The following is an 18,481-nucleotide window of genomic DNA, read 5'->3' on the forward strand; positions in this document are numbered from 1 at the left end:
CTCCGCACTACGGGTAGACCCGGGTGGCGGGCCCCTATAGCTTGAGGACATATTCTGGCACGTATTGGCATTGGGCAAGCCGCGCCGGGTGCTCTACGCTCTGGCCCATCGTTTGAACAGGACGCAAGGCAAGCGGATGCGCATAGCGATCGTGGGTGCCGGTGTGGTCGGCATGACCTCCGCGTGGCGGTTGGCCAACGATGGTCACGAAGTCACCGTGGTCGAGCGCCATGATGGTCCGGGCGAGGAAACCAGCTTCGCCAACGGCGGCCAGCTCAGCTACAGCTATGTGGCGCCGCTGGCCGGGCCGGGCGTGTTGTCGAAGGTGCCGGGCTGGTTGCTGGATCGCGATTCACCGATGCGCTTCCGGCCATCCATGGACCCGTCGCAATGGCGCTGGCTGCTGGCTTTCGCTCTGGCGTGCAATGCATCGGCGAGCGAGGCCGCCACGCGCAAGCTACTGCGCCTGTCGTTCTACTCGCGCGATCTGATGCAGGCTTTCGTCGATCGTCCGGACGCGCGGCAGGAGGGCGGTGGTTTCGATTTCGCGCGTAGCGGCAAGCTGATCGTGCACCGTGATGCGGCGGCCTACGAATCGGCCTGTCGCCTGCTCGACTACCAGGCCAACCTTGGTTGCGAACAGCAGGCATTGGATCGCGATGCCACGGTTGCGCTGGAGCCGGCGTTGGCCGGCATTCGGCAGGGCATCGTCGGTGCGATCCACACGCCGAGCGAGGAAGTGGGCGATTGCCATCGCTTCTGCGTGTCGCTGGCCCATCTGTTGCAAGGCAGGCCGGGTGTCACGCTGCGCTTCGGCACGCGTGTGACCGGACTGGTGCGTGCGGGGGACCGCGTGACGGGCCTGCGCACCGATGCGGGTGATATCCGCGCCGATGCGGTGATCGTGTCGGGCGGCATCGGCAGCGTGCCGTTGCTCAAGCCGCTCGGTGTGCGGCCGATGCTGTGGCCGCTGAAGGGGTACAGCATCACGGTGCCGATCAGGCAGGGCGTGCTGGCGCCGCGTATCAGCGTGACGGACTTCGCCAACAAGATCGTCTATGCGCGCATCGGCGATACGCTGCGTGTAGCGGGGATGGCGGATATCGTGCGCGGCGGCGCGGTGATCGACCGCGAGCGCGCGCAGACGCTGGTCACGCAGACGCGTGCGGTGTTTGGCGACGTGAGCCATGGCGCGGACCTTGATGCATTGCAGCCGTGGGCCGGCCTGCGTCCGGCCACGCCCACGGGTTTGCCGATGATCGGCGAATCACGCATTCGCGGTCTGTGGCTGAACCTTGGCCACGGCGCGCTGGGTTTCACGCTGGCCATGGGCAGCGCGGGTGTGCTGGCCGATCGGATGGCTGGCCGCAGGCCGGTGGTGGATGCCGAAGATTTCAGTGCAGCGCTCGCATAGTCATTCTCGCGGGCGCACACGGGTTGTGCTGGAAGTCGCAGTTTGAGAGTCGTGCCATTAAATCAAGCCCCAACCAAGGAGCCGAACCATGAAGTCACTGTCCGTCCGTCCGACCCCCGTCACCCGCCTGCTGGCCGCCGCTGCGCTGCTCTGCGCCGCTGCCGGTGCACATGCCGCCGATGGCGATACGCTGAAGAAGATCAAGGACAGCGGTGTGATCTCGCTCGGTTACCGCGAGTCGTCGATTCCGTTCTCGTACTCGGATGGCAAGGAGGTGATGGGTTACTCCCATGACTACCTGCTGGCGATCGTCGACAAGGTGAAGGCGACACTGAACATGCCGAACCTGCAGGTCAAGCTGACGCCGATCACGTCGCAGAACCGCATCCCGCTGATGCAGAACGGCACCATCGACATCGAGTGCGGCAGCACCACGAATAACCTCGAGCGCCAGAAGCAGGTGGCATTTTCGAACAGCCTGTTTATCTACGGCATCCGGATGCTGACGAAGAAGGATTCGGGTGTCACGGACTTCCCGCAGCTCAAGGACAAGAACGTGGTGACCACGGCTGGCACCACCGGCGAGCGCCTGCTGGTCAAGATGAACGGCGAAGGCATGAACATGAACCTGACCAGCGCCAAGGATCACGGCCAGGCGTTCCTGATTCTCGAGACCGGTCGCGCTGCTGCGTTCGTGATGGACGAGCCGCTGCTGTACGGCGAGCGCACCAAGGCCAAGAATGCTGCTGAGTGGGTGGTCGCTGGCAAGCCGCTGCAGACCGAGAACTACGCCTGCATGTTCCGCAAGGACGATCCGTCGTTCAAGAAACTGGTGGATGGCGTGGTGGCGGACATCATGACCAGCGGCCGCGGCGAGAAGCTCTACGCGAAGTGGTTCCAGTCGCCGATCCCGCCGCGCAACATCAATATGAATTACCCGCTGTCGCCGGACATGAAGCAACTGTTTGCCGAGCCGAACGACAAGGCATTCCAGTAAGGCCCATCAGTCGCTTGTATCGCGATTTGCGCGGGGTGTTCCTTCCGTCTGGTCAATGTTGACATGTTGACGTGGAAGGGGAGGAGAGGGCCGATGCATCCAGAACAACAGCGTGCCGTACACCGGCACATCAGCATCGCGCCCTCTTCTCATTTTTTTCCCGCACGCCGATGACAGATCACTGATCCGGCGCGGGCGGCGGCTGTGGCGTCTCGAGCTTGAGCCGGCGTCCCGTTTCAAGCCATGTCTTCAGGCCTGCCACGATCATCGGCCAGCCGTTGCGGCCGCCCTGCAGGATCTGTTCGTCAACCGGCTCCCGATGGGTCTCGCTGACGGTCAGTCGTACGGCCTCGTCACCGAGCGCGTCGATTTGCCAGGTGACGATCACTTCCGGTAGTTGCCGGAATGCCTCGAGCCATTCCACGCGCCATGTGACGGACAACCGGTAAGGCGCGTCGGCGGTCAGCACCACGCCCTGCGAATCGATTTGACCATCTTCCATGCGTAGCACGAACGGGCTGTCGACTTTCCAATCGGATTCGACGCGTCGGCCGAAGAAGTACTGCGTGCTTTGCGTGGGGTCGGTCAGCGCACCCCAGACTTGCTCCGGCGTGGCGGCGATGTAGGTGACGACGACGGTCTGCGGAATAGCCATGTGGAATCTCCTCGATGACGGGCGGAGCAGGGGCCGTCAGGGTAACGATGGGGAGGAGGGATACTGTCGCACCGAATGATGGTGGACGGCAAGCGGGTGAGAGTCGGGGGGAGGGCTTGTGGTTCCGGCAACGTTACGTCGTTGTTGAGCCGGAAAGCCCGCTTCCACGGCCCCTCTCCCGCCTGGCGGAAGAGGGGGCAAGCCACGTAGCGGCTGATTCGGCCGAATCAGCCGAATCAGTTGCCCGCGACGCGCTTTGCGATGTGGTCGAGCGCTTCTTCCACCTGGTCGATCAAGATCAGGCACAGGTCGCCCGGCTGCAGATGGCTCAGTGCCGTGTCGATGGCGACGAACTCGCCGCGGATCTCCTCGACATGGCTCGTGCGCTGGGCGCCTTGCAGGCCTTCGCGCAGCAGCGCCAGTACCTCGCCATCCTCGCGGCCGCGCTGGCACTGGTCCTGATACAGCACCACCTCGTCGAACACGCCGCCCAGGATTTGCGTCTGCTTGCGGATGTCCTCGTCGCGTCGGTCGCCCGCGCCGCTGATCACCACCACGCGTCGCTTCGACGGCATGGTCTCCACGGCATTGCACAGCGCCTGGATGGCGTCGGGGTTGTGGCCGTAGTCGGCGATCAGCGTGGCGCCCTTGTAGTCGAACACGTTGAAGCGGCCCGGGGCCGTCGCGGCGTCGTTGACGAAGGTGGCCAGCGCGCGGCGGATCACCGCCCAGTCGATGCCAAGCGCCCAGGCGGCGGCGATCGACGACATCGCGTTTTCCACCTGGAAGCCGATCGAGCCATTGCGCGTGAGCGGGATGTCCGCCAGCGGGATGCGCACTTCGGTGTCGCCTTCGGTCGCCACGATCTGGTCGCCCTCGACGAACACCACGCGCCTGCCTTGCGCGCGATGCAGCGCCATCGTTGGCAGACCGGCATCGTGCGCGAAGAACGTCACGGTGCCCGGGCAGGCATCGGCCATGCGCACCACCATTTCGTCCGCGGCGTTGAGCACGGCCATCCCGTGCGGTGCCACGTTCTGCACGATCACGCTCTTCAGCACGGCCAGGTCCTCGACGGTGCTGATGTACGACAGGCCCAGGTGATCGCCTTCGCCAACGTTGGTCACCACGGCCACGTCGCAGCGGTCGAATGCCAGGCCTTCGCGCAGCAGGCCACCGCGCGCGGTTTCGAACACGGCGGCGTCCACGTCCGGGTGCAGCAGCACGTTGCGCGCGCTGCGCGGGCCGCTGCAGTCACCGGTATCGATGCGTTCGCCCTGGATGTACACGCCGTCGGTACCCGTCATGCCCATGCGCAGGCCGTTGGAGGCCAGGATATGGGTGATCAGGCGCACCGTGGTGGTCTTTCCGTTGGTGCCCGAGACCGCAACCACCGGGATGCGGCCATCGTCGCCATCGGCGAACATGGTCGAGATGATGGCTTCGCCGACCGCGCGACCTTTGCCGTACGACGGCTGCAGGTGCATGCGCAGGCCCGGCGCGGCATTGACTTCGACGATGCCGCCGGCCTGCTCTTCGAACGGCTTGAGCATCGTTTCACAGACCGCGTCGACGCCGCAGATGTCCAGACCGACCATTTGCGCGGCCGCCACGGCGCGCGCGGCGATGTCTGGATGCACGTCGTCGGTGACGTCGGTGGCGCTGCCGCCGGTCGACAGGTTCGCGTTGTTGCGCAGGACCACGCGGGTGCCCTTGGCCGGCACGGCGTCGGCGCTCAGGCCCTGCTTGGCCAGCGTGGCCAGCGCGATATCGTCGAAGCGGATCTTCGTCAGCGACGTGGCATGACCCTCGCCACGGCGCGGGTCGCGGTTCACTTCTTCCACGAGCTGGCGCACGGTGTGCACCCCGTCGCCAATCACCTGCGGCGGATCGCGGCGGGCGGCGGCCACCAGGTGCTTGCCCACCACGAGCAGGCGGAAGTCGTGACCGGGGATGTAGCGCTCGACGAGCACGTCCGAGGAAATATCGGCGGCCACTTCATAAGCCGTCATCACTTCCTCGCGCGTGCGGATGCGCACGGCCACGCCCTTGCCCTGGTTGCCGTCGCGCGGCTTGACCACCACCGGACCGTTGATTTCCTGCGCGGCGGCCCATGCCTCTTCGGCGCTGGAGACCGAGCGGCCCATCGGCACCGGCACACCTGCCGCGTGCAGCAGGCTCTTGGTGAGTTCCTTGTCCTGCGCGATGGATTCGGACACCGCGCTGGTCATGTCGGTCTCGGCGGCCTGGATGCGGCGCTGCTTGCTGCCCCAGCCAAACTGGACCATCGAGCCCTGCGTCAGGCGGCGATACGGAATGCCACGCGCCACGGCGGCGTAGACGATCGAGCCCGTGCTCGGACCCAGGCGCACATCTTCGTCGAGCTCACGCAGGCGATGCAGGGCATCGTCCAGGTCGAAGGGCAGGTCGTCGCGCGCGGCGATGCAAAGCTGCTCGGCCAGATTGAATGCCAGACGGCCCACTTCCTCTTCGCTGTACTGCACCACCACCTGATAGGTGCCGGGTTCGAGCGTCGGTGCGGTGTGGCTGAACGTCACCGGGCAGCCGGCCGCGGCTTGCAGGCCCAGGGCTGCCACTTCGAGCACATGCGCCATCGAGGGCGATCCGGCCTCATCGTCCGGGCGCAGCGGGCCGATGCCCGGAAAACGCCCGCGCAGGCGGTCTTCGAAACCGGGCAGCTCGGCCAGCCGAAGGGACTTGTCCGAGCACGCCACGATGGCTTCGATGGCTGTGTGACGACACCAGAGGTTCGGGCCACGCAGGGCCCGGATGCGAGAAACTTCCATAGAATCAGTTTTCCGTTTTTCTTTCCGGCTCGCGCATCACGCGCGGCGTCCGGCGCGGCCCATCCACTGGTGTACCTGTTCCACCGTGCTGTCTGTCGAGCCCTCGTCGCATTGCAGTACCAGCAGATCACCCGCCACGAGTTGGGCCAGCGCGGCTTCCACCGCCGCGCGGCGCGCGCCTTCGTCGATGATCTTGGTCACGCGGCGGCCTTCGTACAGGCCCTTCTTGAGCAGCGCGCGCGCCTCGGTCTCGGGGAGTTCGCGCTTGACGCTCCGGTCCTCGCACAGGAACACGCGGTCGAACGTGGCGCCAATCACCTTGCCCTGTTCGATCAGGTCCTCGTCGCGACGCTGCACGCCCGCGCCGAACACGAGCATCCGGCGCTCGGACGGAAAGCGGTCGAGCGCGGCCGCCAGCGCTTCGAGCGCCGGGGCGTTGTGCGCGTCGTCCACCACCACGGTAGCGCCATGGTGCTCGAACAGCGTGAAGCGGCCCGGAACATCCACCTGGCCGACGTCGAACGTGACGATGCCGGCACGGATCAGGTCGTTCGAAATGCCGAGCGCCCAACCCGTGGCCACGGCGGCCAGCACGTTCTCGATCTGGAATGCCACACGTCCGGCGTAGGTCAGCGGAATCGCCGACACATCGGTCAGCGCGGTCTCGCTGTTGCCGGTGGCCAGCACCACCTTGCCGTCGCGCACGAACACCGCGCGCTTGCCTGCCGCGCGATGCGTGGCGATGGCCGGCAGGTCGGCGGACAGGCCGAAGAAGATGACGTCGCCATCGCACAGCTCGGCCATTTCGACCAGACGCGCGTCGGCGGCGTTGAGCACGGCCACGCCGGTCTTGAGCACCACATCCACCTGCGTGCGCAGCACGTTGTACATGCGGTCTTCATCTTCGACGTAGAAGTCGCCGATGTGGTCGGGTTTTCCGAAGTTCGTGACCACGCCCACCTGGCAGCGGTCATAGGGCAGGCCCTGCGACAGGATCACGCCGCTGTCGCTCTCGAACACGGCGGCTTCCACTGCGCGGTTCATCAGAATGCGATGACCGGCATCCCAGCTCGCGCGGTCGCCCCGGCCGCCTTTCTCCACTTGGCGGCGGTCCAGGAACAGGCCGTCGCTGCAGGCCAGACCCGTGTGCTTGCCCGACAGTTGCAGCAGTCGCGCCACGAGCTTGGCCACCACAGTCTTGCCGTTGGTGCCCGTAATGCCCACCACGGGGATGCGGCCATCGTCTTCCACGCCGTTCCGGCTCGGGAACAGGTGATCGACGATAGCGCGGCCCACCGGGCGCGGCTCGCCTTCGGCGGGCTTGATATGCATCAGCAGGCCCGGGCCGGCGTTGACTTCGACGATGGCGCCACGTTGTTCGGCCAGCGGGCGCGAGATGTCCTGTGCGACGAGGTCCACGCCGGCGATGTCGAGACCCACCACGCGAGCGGCCAGCGAGGCATGGGCGGCCACGCTCGGATGCACGCGGTCGGTCACGTCGAACGCGACATTGCCGTTGCGCTGGATCAGCACGGTGCGGCCTTCCGGCGGCACGGCGCTGCCGTCGGCATAGCCCTGGCGCTTCAGTTCCAGGCGTGCGGCCGAATCCAGACGCACGCGGTTCAGCGGATGGTCTTCGGTGCTGCCCCGACGTGGGTCGGAGTTGATCTGCAATTCGATCAGCTCGTCGATCGTCGACTTGCCGTCGCCGACCACCGAGGCGGTTTCCCCCATCGCGACGGCGACCACGCGGCCGCCCACCACCAGCAGGCGGTGCTCGTTGCCGGGCACGAAACGCTCGACGATCACGCCACTGCCTTCCTCGATGGCCACGGCATAGGCCGTTTCCACTTCCTCGCGGGTCATCAGGTTCGTGAACACGCCACGGCCGTGGTTGCCGTCGTACGGCTTGACCACCACGGGTACGCCGATGTCCTCGGCGGCATCCCAGGCGTCTTCGGCACTTTCGACCATGCGGCCTTCCGGCACCGGCACACCGCAGGATTCCAGCAGGCTCTTGGTCAGGTCCTTGTCGCGCGAGATCGACTCGCCGATGGCGCTGGTCCGGTCGGTCTCGGCCGTCCAGATGCGACGCTGGCGGGCGCCATAGCCTAGCTGGACGAGGTTGCCGTCCGACAGGCGGACCGACGGAATGTCGCGGTCATCCGCGGCATCGACGATGCAGGCCGTGCTCGGGCCCAGGCAGTGTTCGTCGACCAGGCGGCGCAGGTTGTCCACCGCGGCGGGCACGTCGAAAGGACGGTCCTCGATGGCAGCCATGACCAGGTCGCGGGCCGTGAACAGGGCTGCGCGCGTCACTTCCTCGTGCCAGGCGCGGACGATGACCTTGTACACGCCGCGGATCGGGGTCTCGCGGGCCTTGCCGAAGCCGCCCGGCATCCCGGCCAGGTTCTGCAGCTCAAGCGTGACGTGTTCCAGGATGTGGCCCGGCCAGGTACCTTCCTTCAGGCGCATCAGGAATCCGCCACGCACCCCCGGGCTGCAGCGGTGTTCGATCAGCGTCGGCAGCCAGGCCGACAGGCGCTCATAGAACCCCGGAATCGTGTTGGAGGGGAAATCCTCCAGTTCGCCGATGTCGACCCATGCCTCCAGCACCGGCCGATATGTCCACATATTCGGGCCGCGCAGCGACATGACATCGAAAATCTCAATGTCCTTCTTTTTCATTGACTTAGCTTGAGGCAGTGGGCTGAATGCCCGAGAAATGGAAGCCTAACCTTTCGTTAACGTTACGGCGCCTTCAGGGTTGACCCTTGGCTGCCCCGATCTGGCCGGAACGTGTTGTGCAGTGCACCAGGCTCCTCCGCTTGTTTGCGTTATGTATACTTGCGGGCAAAATTGCGGGCCGCCATATGGCGCTCCGCTTAAATTGTTTCAAGTTATGTCCGTCGCTGATCCCTTCGGGACCCATTGCGGACGCGCTTTTCATTCGCTTTTCGCTTCTTGTCTGACGCGCCAACAATGACCCAGTCTTCCCCGTCCGTCCCTCCCAGCCCCGGTTTGCAAGGACCCTGGGGCGCCGAAATCGGCGCCGCCCTGCAGCCTGGGGAAAACGTCCTGGCCGGACTGACGCTGGACCTGGACGCAAGGTTGCATTTTACCCAAGGGTGGCTGGTTGTGACGGACCGTCGCCTGATTGCGCGCGCGCCCGGTGAAAAAACCCTCCAGGACTGGGAAATCACGGCCGGCCAGACGCTGGCCCATGGGGACCACGCCGGGGTGGGCACGCTGGAACTGTCGGATGGCCAGCGCCGTCTGGCAAGCTGGCGCTATACGCTTGGTTACAATCCCGACGCATTGAGACTGGCCGACCAGTTCGATACGCGCCGCGACGCCCTGGCAACAGGCCGCGCCCCGGAGCCGGCCGATACCGAGATCTGTCCCACCTGCAAGGCGCCGTTGCCACCGGGCGAGGAACAGTGCCCGCAATGCAGCCGGGAACTGGAGACGCCTCCGTCGACATGGGCGCTCCTGCGCCTGTGGCGCTTCGCGCGGCCCTACCGCTGGGAACTCCTGGGCGGCTTCGTCCTGCTACTGCTGGGTACCGCCGCCACGCTCGTACCGCCGTACCTGACCATGCCGCTGATGGACAAGGTGCTGATTCCCTACCAGAACGGTGTGCCAATCGATATCGGCCTTGTCAAACTCTACCTGGCCGGCCTGCTGGGCGCCGCCCTGGTTGCCTGGGTGCTGGGCTGGGCACGTACCTACCTGCTGGCCAGGGTGTCGGAGCGGATCAGCGCCGACCTGCGCACCACCACCTACGAGCATCTGCTCAAGCTGTCGCTCGAGTATTTCGGCGGCAAGCGCACCGGCGACCTGATGGCGCGCATCGGCTCGGAGAGCGACCGCATCAGCGTGTTCCTGTCCTTGCACCTGTTGGACTTCGCCACCGACGTGCTGATGATCGCAATGACGTCGATCATCCTCGTGTCGATCAATCCGTGGCTGGCGCTGGTCACGCTGGTGCCGCTGCCGTTCATCGCGTGGATGATCCATCTGGTGCGCGACCGCCTGCGCCATGGCTTCGAGAAGATCGACCGGATCTGGTCGGAGATCACCAACGTGCTGGCCGATACGATCCCGGGTATCCGGGTAGTGAAGGCCTTCGCGCAGGAAAAGCGCGAAGTGACGCGCTTTCGCGAGGCGAACAAGCACAACCTGGCCATCAATGATCGGGTCAACGCGGTGTGGTCGCTGTTCACGCCGACGGTCACGTTCCTGACCGAGGTGGGCCTGCTGGTGGTCTGGATTTTCGGCATCTGGCAGGTCAGCCACGATGCGATCACCGTGGGTGTGCTGGTGGCGTTCCTGACCTATATCAGCCGCTTCTACACGCGCCTGGATTCGATGAGCCGCATCGTCTCGGTGACGCAGAAGGCTGCCGCCGGCGCCAAGCGGATCTTCGATATTCTCGATCACGTGTCGAGCGTGCCGGAGCCGCAGAAGCCGGTGCACATCGACAATGTCCAGGGCGCCATCGAATTGCGCGACCTCGGGTTCCGCTACGGGAACCGCGCCGTGATCCGCGGGTTGAACCTGTCGATCCAGCCGGGCGAGATGATCGGCCTGGTGGGGCATAGCGGTTCGGGCAAGAGCACGCTGGTCAACCTGATCTGCCGTTTCTATGACGTGTCCGAAGGCGCGATTCGCGTGGACGGTGTCGATATCCGCTCGCTGCCGGTTTCGGAGTTCCGCCGCCATATCGGCCTGGTTCTGCAGGAGCCGTTCCTGTTCTTCGGCACGATCGCCGACAATATCGCCTACGGCAAGCCCGACGCGACCCGAGAGGAAATCATCGCGGCCGCCCGTGCCGCCCACGCGCACGAGTTCATTCTGAGGCTGCCGCACGGCTACGATTCGCTCGTGGGCGAACGTGGTCAGGCGTTGTCCGGCGGCGAGCGCCAGCGCATCTCGATCGCCCGCGCGCTGCTGATCAATCCGCGCATCCTGATTCTGGACGAAGCCACCTCGTCGGTGGATACCACGACGGAGAAGGAAATCCAGAAGGCGCTGGACAATCTCGTGCAGGGCCGTACCACGATCGCCATCGCGCACCGCCTCTCCACGCTGCGCAAGGCCGACCGTCTGGTGGTGATGGATCGTGGCCAGATCGTCGAAGTGGGGAATCACGACGAACTGATGGCGTGTGAAGGCGCGTACTACAAGCTGTACCAGGCACAGGCGCGCAACGTGGATACCGACGCCGATGCGATCAGCGACGGCGAAGTCGCGGAAGCGAAGGAGGCCGTCGGTGCGCAGTAATCAAACTTCCGAACAGACTCACGAACAAGCGGCCATGCAGACGCCTGACTTCAATCTGACCCGCAACAGCTTCGGCAAGCTGGTGCTGACGCTGGCCGATGGCGTGTCGCACGAAGGGGTGGTGCCGGTGCGAGCCTTCCCGATCTCCGCGCCCGACGGCGGCGTGGGCATGATGAGCACGGATGGCCGGGAACTGGCCTGGATTCCGAGCCTCGACGGCCTGCCGGCGCCGACCCGCGAACTGATCGAGTCGGAACTGGCCGGGCGCGAGTTCATGCCAGAAATCCGGAAGATCGTGGGCGTCTCGACGTATGCCACGCCGAGCGTGTGGACCGTGCAGACCGATCGTGGTCAGACTGATCTGGTGCTGCGTGGCGAGGAGGATATCCGTCGGCTCGTTGGCAATACGCTGCTGATCTCGGACAGCCACGGCATCCACTATCTGATTCGAGACCTGATGGCGCTCGACAAGCCCAGCCGCAAGATCCTGGATCGGTTCCTCTGACGCTGCCGAGGCCATCGCCCGGCACAGCATGAAAAACGGCACGCAATGGCGTGCCGTTTTCGTTTCCTCATCTGACCGTCGCGCAGTCGCGAAGCGACTCAGTGCAGCAACGTCGATACCTGGTCGTCCTCGTCATCCCAGTCTTCGAGTTCGATCGGCGAGTCCGGCGCCATGTCCCACACCATCGAGTGAAAACGAGGGGTGAACCACTGGCGGAACATCTCCAGCGAGATCTGCTGGGGCCATAGCGAGTCGTCAAACCATTCCCCGAGCATGAATTCGAAGAACGTACGCCAGCGCTTCTCCACCCAGCGCAGCGCGTTCTCAGGTGTATCTGCCACCTCGGGCAACAGGAACACGCTGGCGTCGTCGCGGATGGCCTCGAGCGTCAGCGTGGGCACAGGTTCGGGATCCACCGCCTTGACCCAGTCAAGGAAGGGCTGCTCCGGCACAAGCAGGCAGACGGAGCGGTTGACGGTGAAGCGGGGGTGGTCGGACATGGAGGCGATGCGGGGAAGGGAAAACAGCGATGGCCTATTGTAGCGTCCCCCGTCCTGACGGCAGGCAGGGTGCCCGATGATTTATGGAAATTACGATTTCCTTGGTGTTGGCGGACAGATCAACGCAAGACGTATCCTGGCTATCGCTATGGAGTCGACAAGGACGCACCCAGCGCAAGCGGCCGTTCTGGTGGCAACGACAGTTCCAGTGGTAGATCGACAGGGCAGCCCGATGGCGGCAGCCATGACACCTGGCGCGATGGCCCCACGTATGAACCACGTATGAAATTGGTCAGGCCGTCACCTATCAGGGCACGCGCTGCGTCTGCCTCCAAAGCCTTACGATGTGGTGCAGTGCTGGATGGGTCCCAGCGGTAGCGCCGGCCTTGTGGCGTGTGGTTCGCTAAGTGTTGTTTTTTCGCTGGATCTTGCGTGAATCGGTTCCGATTTTTTAAGTTTTCTGCGAAGAATGCCGTCATCGTTCAGATACGGGGACTGGAGTCGTTTGATGAGTTTTACTTTTCTCCCGCCGGGTGACGCCTTCATGCCGACCATGACAGAGCGTTTCGCCGAAGCGGAAAAAATTGAAGATCGCACAGCGCGTTGGACTGCCCAGGCAGAGATCGCGCTGAACACTGGCGACATGTACCTGGTCGGTCTCGTGCTGTTCAAAGCCATCCAGGAGTTCGGCCCCGAGGCGTTTGCCGCGCACTCGGGCGAACCCCTGGCGCGGCTGCAGCGGCTATGGATGCCTGGTGTGCTCACCTCGCCTGATCAGGCGGAGCGGCTGTATACGCACCTCGGCGTGACGGTCGGCATCGAACCGTTTCATGCGGCGCGGCTGGCTGGCATGCCTCTGGATGGCGCGTCGATGCACTGACGACGGGCGCGCCACATCGGCGCGCGATGAATCGTGCAGGCAACAAAAAACCCAACCGGTGACGGTTGGGTTTCATGTTTGGTGGTGGAACACGGAACCGAACCCGCGTCCGTAATCCGAACTAAATAGTAACGCCTTGGCCTTGAGGACGTGGATTCGATGATTTGGCCAAAATCGTCCTGCGCTGCCACTGGGCTTCTTGGGTAACGCGATCCGCAGCGACGACTGGGCCATTCCGCACATTGGCCTGAGCAGTCTCGGGGAAATCGTCGGCTGGGCGCGCCCAGACGAGTTTCCGCCAAGGAACATGCGCACGAGCAAGGGGCTGCGGGCGCTCGGTTACAACGTGAGGATCGGTGTTTGATCTGCGGCCGTGGGCGGCGCCCGCAAGGTCCCGATCAACCCACCGTCCCCTGCGCCGGACCGGCCCGCCCTGGCATACCGTCCTTGAAGATTTGAGTCACATCAATCGGCCAGCAGGTCGCTGGATGTTGACTCTTGACTTTCGGCATGTTAGGCGCAATATCTTGCAAAGTCTTGCAAGAATTTCCTCGAGCGAGGCCGCGTGACGACGGAACTTGTGGGGGTGGTATGACAGCGCGCCAGCAGGCGATCTTCACACTCGACGAGTTGGCTACCTACTTAAAGGTCGGCAAGCGGACGCTTTACCGGCTCGCCGCGCACGGGGAAATTCCGGCCTTCAAGGTCGGCGGGACGTGGCGGTTTCGTCAAAGTGAAATCGATCAATGGATCAATGATCAGATCCAAGCAGGCAGAAAGAAGGAGGTGATACGCACAGATGAGCAGCCGAAGTCAGCGAAACATCCCGTGTTGCCTGGGCGCGCTATCCATAGCCGCAGGCAAGCGGATTGAGTGAGTCTTCAATTGATTTCTGGAGGTGTGACATGGACATTGATTTCAAGAAATTGGCTCCCTGGAACTGGTTCAAAAAGGAGCAGGAAGAACAACAGAGCACTGCCTCGCTGCCGGTGCAGCGCAATGACCTGCCTGTGGCGGGTGGGCCCGTCAGTCCCATCCTGCAATTGCATCGCGAGATCGACCGCCTGTTCGACGACGCGTTTCGAGGCTTCGGTTTCCCGACGCTGGCCATGCCACGCTGGCCGTCGGACTGGCCGGGCATGCTGAAGCCGGCGCTGGACATCCAGGAGACCGACAAGCAGTACAAGATCGCCCTGGAAGTACCCGGCATCGAGGAAAAAGACATCCAGATCACGCTCGACAACGACGTGCTGCTGGTGCGCGGTGAAAAGCGTCAGGAGCAGGAAACGAAAGACGGCGGTTTCCACCGGGTGGAGCGCTCCTACGGCAGCTTTCAGCGCGCTCTGAACCTGCCGGCCGATGCCAACCAGGACACGATCAAGGCCGCTTTCAAGAACGGCGTGCTCACGATCACGATGGAAAAGCGCGAGGCCAGTACGCCCAAGCAGGGGCGCTCGATCCCGATCAACGGCTAACGCGGGGCAGCGCGTTTTTCTCAAAAACCACAAAAAGATGAGGCACCGTGATCGGCGGTGCCTCGTCAGATCAGTCTTTACAGGAGCATCAGCATGGCCAGAAAACAATGCCAAGTCTGCGGCCAGCCCGCCACGGTGCGGGTGGAAGCCAATCTCAATGGTCGCCACAGCACCATGCTGTTGTGTGACGATCACTATCGCCAACTGGTGCGCCAGCAAAAGCGCACCGTCTCACCGCTGGAAGCCTTGTTCGGCTCGCGCAGCGGGCTGTTCGAAGACTTCCTTGGCAGCGACTTCTTCCGCATCGGTGACGACGCACCGTCCATGGCGGCCGATACCGACGAGGTCGTCGATGCCTCGTTCGGCGAACCCGCCCCGGCCGGTACGGGCACCGCGCGCCGTCGCGGCAGTGGGCTCGCCAGCCGTATCAGCGAACAGTCCGAGGCCCTATTGCAGGAGGCCGCCCGACACGCTGCAGAGTTCGGGCGCGCCGAAGTCGATACCGAACACCTGCTGCTGGCGCTATCCGACAGCGACGTGGTCAAGACCATCCTGGGGCAGTTCAAGATCAAGGTCGATGACCTCAAGCGCCAGATCGAATCCGAAGCCAAGCGCGGCGATAAGCCGTTCGAGGGCGAGATCGGCGTGTCGCCCCGGGTCAAGGACGCGCTCAGCCGTGCTTTCGTGGCCTCCAACGAACTCGGCCACTCTTATGTCGGGCCGGAGCATTTCCTGATCGGGCTCGCCGAGGAAGGCGAAGGTTTGGCGGCCAACCTGCTGCGCCGTTACGGCCTCACGCCGCAAGCGCTGCGCCAGCAGGTAAGCAAGGTGGTCGGCAAAGGGGCCGAGGATGGCCGCGCCGAGACGCCGACCAACACGCCGGAACTCGACAAGTATTCGCGCGACCTCACCAAGATGGCGCGCGAGGGCAAGCTCGATCCGGTCATCGGCCGCGCGCAGGAGATCGAGACGACCATCGAAGTGCTGGCCCGGCGCAAGAAGAACAACCCGGTGCTGATCGGCGAGCCCGGCGTCGGCAAGACCGCCATCGTCGAAGGGCTGGCGCAGCGCATGGTCGCCGGCGAAGTGCCCGAGACGCTGCGCGACAAGCGTCTGGTCGAACTCAACATCAACGCCATGGTGGCAGGCGCCAAGTACCGCGGCGAGTTCGAGGAGCGCGTGCAGAAGGTGCTCAAGGAAGTGACCGAGCACCAGGGCGAGCTGATTCTCTTCATCGACGAGGTGCACACCATCGTCGGTGCAGGCCAGGGTGGCGGCGAAGGCGGGCTGGACGTGGCCAACGTGTTCAAGCCGATGATGGCGCGCGGCGAACTGAACCTGATCGGCGCTACCACGCTCAACGAGTATCAGAAGTACATCGAGAAGGACGCCGCGCTGGAGCGTCGCTTCCAGCCGGTGATGGTGCCCGAGCCGACGATAGCGCAGACCATGATGATCCTGCGCGGCCTGCGCGACACCTTCGAGGCGCACCACAAGGTCAGCATCACCGAGGATGCGATCATCGCCGCCGCCGAGTTGTCGGACCGCTACATCACCGCGCGCTTTTTGCCTGACAAGGCCATCGACCTGCTCGACCAGGCGGCCGCACGCGTGAAGCTGTCGGCCACGGCCCGCCCGGTGGCGGTGCAAGAGCTGGAGTCCGAACTGCACCAGCTGCGGCGTGAGCAGGACTATGTGGCCTCGCGCAAGCAGTACGACAAGGCCGCCGAGCTGGGCAAGCGCATCGAGGCCAAGGAGACTGAACTCAAGAAGCTCGTCGAGGAATGGGAACGCGAGCGCGCCTCGGGCAGCGCCGAAGTCAAGGCCGAGCATGTCGCGCAGATCGTCTCGCGCCTGACCGGCATTCCGGTCAACGAGCTGACGGTGGAAGAACGCGAGAAGCTGCTGCATCTGGAGCAGCGGCTGCACGAGCGCCTGGTGGGCCAGGACGAAGCAGTGCGCGCGGTGGCCGATGCCGTGCGGTTGTCGCGCGCGGGCCTGCGCGAAGGCAGCAAGCCGGTGGCGACTTTTCTGTTCCTCGGGCCGACCGGCGTGGGCAAGACCGAGCTCGCCAAGGCGCTGGCCGAGTCCATCTATGGCGATGAAGGTGCGCTGCTGCGCATCGACATGTCCGAGTACGGGGAACGCCATACCGTGGCACGCCTGGTGGGGGCGCCTCCGGGTTACGTCGGCTACGACGAGGGTGGCCAGCTCACCGAGAAGGTGCGGCGCAAACCCTACAGCGTGTTGCTGCTGGACGAGATCGAGAAGGCTCACCCCGACGTCTACAACATCCTGCTGCAGGTGTTCGACGACGGGCGGCTCACCGACGGCAAGGGCCGGGTGGTGGATTTCACCAATACCATCATCATCGCCACCTCGAACTTGGGCTCGGACATCATCCAGCGTCGGCTGAAGGCCCGTGGCGCCGCCGGCGAGGAATACGAGAAGACCAAGGGCGAGGTGATGGACGTGCTGCGCGGACACTTCCGCCCCGAGTTCCTCAACCGCATCGACGAGATCATCGTCTTCCATGCGCTGGGCAAGGAGGAGATCCGCCATATCGTCGGCCTGCAGCTCGATCGTGTGGCCCGCAACGCCGCCAGCCAGGGCGTGACGCTCGCCTTCGATCAGACCTTGATCGATCACTTCGCGGAGGAAGGCTACAAGCCCGAGTTCGGCGCGCGTGAGCTCAAGCGGCTGATCCGCAGCGAGCTGGAAACTGCTCTGGCGCGCGAGATGCTGGGTGGCGGTATCGGCAAGGCCGATCACGCCAGCGCCCGCTGGGACGACAAGGCCGAACGGGTGGTCTTCGAGCGCCAGGAGCCACCCGCGAAGCCGGCCGAGCCTGAGAAGCCCGATGCCGCGAACGTGGCCGAGACGCCGCCGAGCGACCCGAGCAAGCCTGCGCGCAAGAAGAAGTCAGCGGGCGGCGAATCTTGAGTCATGGGGAGGCTGTCGTGTCCGACCCCAACGGGCTGACATGGGCAGCCACCCTCGTGTCGCTGGCGGTCGCTATCCCCACAGCGGGGCACGCGATCATCTACAAGCGTGACCCGCGATCGGCCACGCTGTGGGTACTGCTGATCGCCTTGTTGCCGCTTGCCGGTTCGCTGCTGTATGGGCTGTTCGGCATCAACCGTTACCAGCGGCGGGCGCGGCGGCTGTTTCCGGGGGCAGATCCTGCTGTTCGGCAGGACCTCGTGCCTACGATGCCCCAGGCCGTATCGGCGCCGTTTGCCGGCCTGGCGCACCTGGTGGGACGTGCCACCGGCCAGTCGCTGACCAGCGGCAACCGCATCGAGCCGCTCGTCGATGGCGAGCAGGCCTACCCGGCCATGCTCGCTGCCATCGAGTCGGCGCGGCACAGCGTCGCGCTGGCTTCGTACATCTTCGACAGCCAAGGCATCGGGGCGCAGTTCGTCGATGCGCTGCGCCGGGCTCATGAGCGCGGCGTGCAAGTGCGGGTGCTGATCGACGACGTCTATGCCCGCTGGAGGCCCCGCAGCGCTTACCGCGCCTTGCAACGCGCCGGCGTTCCGGCAGCGACGTTCAACCCGACGTTGATTCCCGCGCGCCTGCATGCCGCGCATCTGCGCAATCACCGCAAGCTGCTGGTGATCGATGGCGAGACAGGTTTCACCGGTGGCATGAACATCTGCAGCCCGTATTGGCGGCCCGATGCGCCGGAGCAGGCCTGTCACGATTTGCACTTTCGTCTGCGCGGGCCGGTGGTTGCGCATCTGATGCGGTGCTTCACCGATGATTGGTGCGATACCACGGGCGAGCGGCTCAGCAAGGGTTTCTGGGGCGAACCGCCCGCAACGGCTGATGAGCAAGGAACCTCTTGGGCGCGCGGCATCGAGGCCGGTCCCGATGAGGCCCTGGACAGGATGCGCTGGACCTTCATGGGCGCTTTGAGCGCGGCGAAGCATTCGGTGCGCATCTGGACACCTTACTTC

General features: G+C 64.6%; 14 protein-coding genes and 1 pseudogene. 11 read left to right on the forward strand and 4 right to left on the reverse strand.

What is annotated here, in order from left to right:
• Positions 1-136 precede the first annotated feature (136 nt).
• Both B2246_RS29035 and B2246_RS29040 read left to right on the forward strand, forming a co-directional pair.
• On the forward strand, positions 137-1,414 hold the full coding sequence (locus tag B2246_RS29035; RefSeq protein ID WP_286879692.1) for a D-amino acid dehydrogenase: 1,278 nt from the start codon (positions 137-139) through the stop codon (positions 1,412-1,414).
• A gap of 88 nt (positions 1,415-1,502) precedes the next feature.
• Positions 1,503-2,411, forward strand: coding sequence for a glutamate/aspartate ABC transporter substrate-binding protein (locus B2246_RS29040; protein WP_017515503.1), 909 nt, complete (start codon positions 1,503-1,505; stop codon positions 2,409-2,411).
• Between the two features lie 178 nt (positions 2,412-2,589).
• Here the strand turns inward: B2246_RS29040 and B2246_RS29045 are convergent, their stop codons facing one another.
• The 3 genes from B2246_RS29045 to cphA (B2246_RS29055) all read right to left on the reverse strand — a co-directional run bounded on the left by B2246_RS29045 (position 2,590) and on the right by cphA (B2246_RS29055) (position 8,561).
• Complete coding sequence (locus B2246_RS29045; RefSeq protein ID WP_286879693.1) at positions 2,590-3,066, reverse strand: SRPBCC family protein; 477 nt, start codon at positions 3,064-3,066, stop codon at positions 2,590-2,592.
• Between the two features lie 236 nt (positions 3,067-3,302).
• Positions 3,303-5,873 carry a cyanophycin synthetase gene (gene cphA, locus B2246_RS29050; protein WP_286879695.1) on the reverse strand — a complete coding sequence of 857 codons (2,571 nt, stop codon included), beginning with the start codon at positions 5,871-5,873 and terminating at the stop codon, positions 3,303-3,305.
• Between the two features lie 36 nt (positions 5,874-5,909).
• Positions 5,910-8,561: a cyanophycin synthetase gene (gene cphA, locus B2246_RS29055; protein WP_286879696.1), complete on the reverse strand. Its 2,652-nt coding sequence runs from the start codon at positions 8,559-8,561 to the stop codon at positions 5,910-5,912.
• 294 nt (positions 8,562-8,855) lie between these two features.
• Here cphA (B2246_RS29055) and B2246_RS29060 point away from each other — a divergent pair, with 294 nt between their 5' ends.
• A complete protein-coding gene (locus tag B2246_RS29060) occupies positions 8,856-11,159 on the forward strand; it encodes an ABC transporter ATP-binding protein (RefSeq protein ID WP_035881519.1) in 2,304 nt (767 codons plus the stop codon).
• 34 nt (positions 11,160-11,193) lie between these two features.
• The gene (locus B2246_RS29065) at positions 11,194-11,664 is read left to right on the forward strand and encodes a DUF1854 domain-containing protein (protein WP_008643642.1); all 471 of its coding nucleotides are present in this window, start codon (positions 11,194-11,196) and stop codon (positions 11,662-11,664) included.
• Positions 11,665-11,762: 98 nt separating this feature from the next.
• On the opposite strand, the gene B2246_RS29070 is transcribed toward B2246_RS29065, so the two are convergent.
• Positions 11,763-12,164 (reverse strand): hypothetical protein, encoded by a 402-nt coding sequence (locus B2246_RS29070; RefSeq protein WP_008643644.1) that lies wholly within the window; start codon positions 12,162-12,164, stop codon positions 11,763-11,765.
• 287 nt (positions 12,165-12,451) lie between these two features.
• Between B2246_RS29070 and B2246_RS29190 the strand changes: the two genes are divergently transcribed.
• The 7 genes and pseudogenes from B2246_RS29190 to B2246_RS29100 all read left to right on the forward strand — a co-directional run.
• Complete coding sequence (locus tag B2246_RS29190) at positions 12,452-12,571, forward strand: hypothetical protein (protein ID WP_375199157.1); 120 nt, start codon at positions 12,452-12,454, stop codon at positions 12,569-12,571.
• 101 nt (positions 12,572-12,672) lie between these two features.
• On the forward strand, positions 12,673-13,044 hold the full coding sequence (locus B2246_RS29075; protein WP_008643645.1) for a hypothetical protein: 372 nt from the start codon (positions 12,673-12,675) through the stop codon (positions 13,042-13,044).
• A 199-nt stretch (positions 13,045-13,243) separates the two neighbouring features.
• Positions 13,244-13,408: pseudogene (locus tag B2246_RS29080) on the forward strand (phospholipase); the annotation flags it as partial.
• A 227-nt stretch (positions 13,409-13,635) separates the two neighbouring features.
• Positions 13,636-13,917, forward strand: coding sequence for a methylation-associated defense system helix-turn-helix domain-containing protein MAD1 (mads1, locus tag B2246_RS29085; RefSeq protein ID WP_003454941.1), 282 nt, complete (start codon positions 13,636-13,638; stop codon positions 13,915-13,917).
• Between the two features lie 32 nt (positions 13,918-13,949).
• Positions 13,950-14,519 carry an Hsp20/alpha crystallin family protein gene (locus B2246_RS29090; RefSeq protein ID WP_016446189.1) on the forward strand — a complete coding sequence of 190 codons (570 nt, stop codon included), beginning with the start codon at positions 13,950-13,952 and terminating at the stop codon, positions 14,517-14,519.
• A 93-nt stretch (positions 14,520-14,612) separates the two neighbouring features.
• Positions 14,613-17,462 carry a heat shock survival AAA family ATPase ClpK gene (clpK, locus tag B2246_RS29095; protein ID WP_024973320.1) on the forward strand — a complete coding sequence of 950 codons (2,850 nt, stop codon included), beginning with the start codon at positions 14,613-14,615 and terminating at the stop codon, positions 17,460-17,462.
• A 17-nt stretch (positions 17,463-17,479) separates the two neighbouring features.
• The coding region (locus tag B2246_RS29100) for a phospholipase D-like domain-containing protein (RefSeq protein WP_286964074.1) at positions 17,480-18,481 on the forward strand (1,002 nt) is incomplete at its 3' end.

Origin of the sequence: Cupriavidus sp. UBA2010 (genome assembly GCF_002335265.1) — a bacterium.
Taxonomy (GTDB): domain Bacteria; phylum Pseudomonadota; class Gammaproteobacteria; order Burkholderiales; family Burkholderiaceae; genus Cupriavidus; species Cupriavidus metallidurans.

Coding starts and splice junctions, on each gene's coding strand:
- B2246_RS29035 (WP_286879692.1), top strand. CDS start 137: ATGCGCATAGCGATCGTGGGTGCCGGTGTGGTCGGCATGACCTCCGCG.
- B2246_RS29040 (WP_017515503.1), top strand. CDS start 1,503: ATGAAGTCACTGTCCGTCCGTCCGACCCCCGTCACCCGCCTGCTGGCC.
- B2246_RS29045 (WP_286879693.1), bottom strand. CDS start 3,066: ATGGCTATTCCGCAGACCGTCGTCGTCACCTACATCGCCGCCACGCCG.
- cphA (WP_286879695.1), bottom strand. CDS start 5,873: ATGGAAGTTTCTCGCATCCGGGCCCTGCGTGGCCCGAACCTCTGGTGT.
- cphA (WP_286879696.1), bottom strand. CDS start 8,561: ATGAAAAAGAAGGACATTGAGATTTTCGATGTCATGTCGCTGCGCGGC.
- B2246_RS29060 (WP_035881519.1), top strand. CDS start 8,856: ATGACCCAGTCTTCCCCGTCCGTCCCTCCCAGCCCCGGTTTGCAAGGA.
- B2246_RS29065 (WP_008643642.1), top strand. CDS start 11,194: ATGCAGACGCCTGACTTCAATCTGACCCGCAACAGCTTCGGCAAGCTG.
- B2246_RS29070 (WP_008643644.1), bottom strand. CDS start 12,164: ATGTCCGACCACCCCCGCTTCACCGTCAACCGCTCCGTCTGCCTGCTT.
- B2246_RS29075 (WP_008643645.1), top strand. CDS start 12,673: ATGAGTTTTACTTTTCTCCCGCCGGGTGACGCCTTCATGCCGACCATG.
- mads1 (WP_003454941.1), top strand. CDS start 13,636: ATGACAGCGCGCCAGCAGGCGATCTTCACACTCGACGAGTTGGCTACC.
- B2246_RS29090 (WP_016446189.1), top strand. CDS start 13,950: ATGGACATTGATTTCAAGAAATTGGCTCCCTGGAACTGGTTCAAAAAG.
- clpK (WP_024973320.1), top strand. CDS start 14,613: ATGGCCAGAAAACAATGCCAAGTCTGCGGCCAGCCCGCCACGGTGCGG.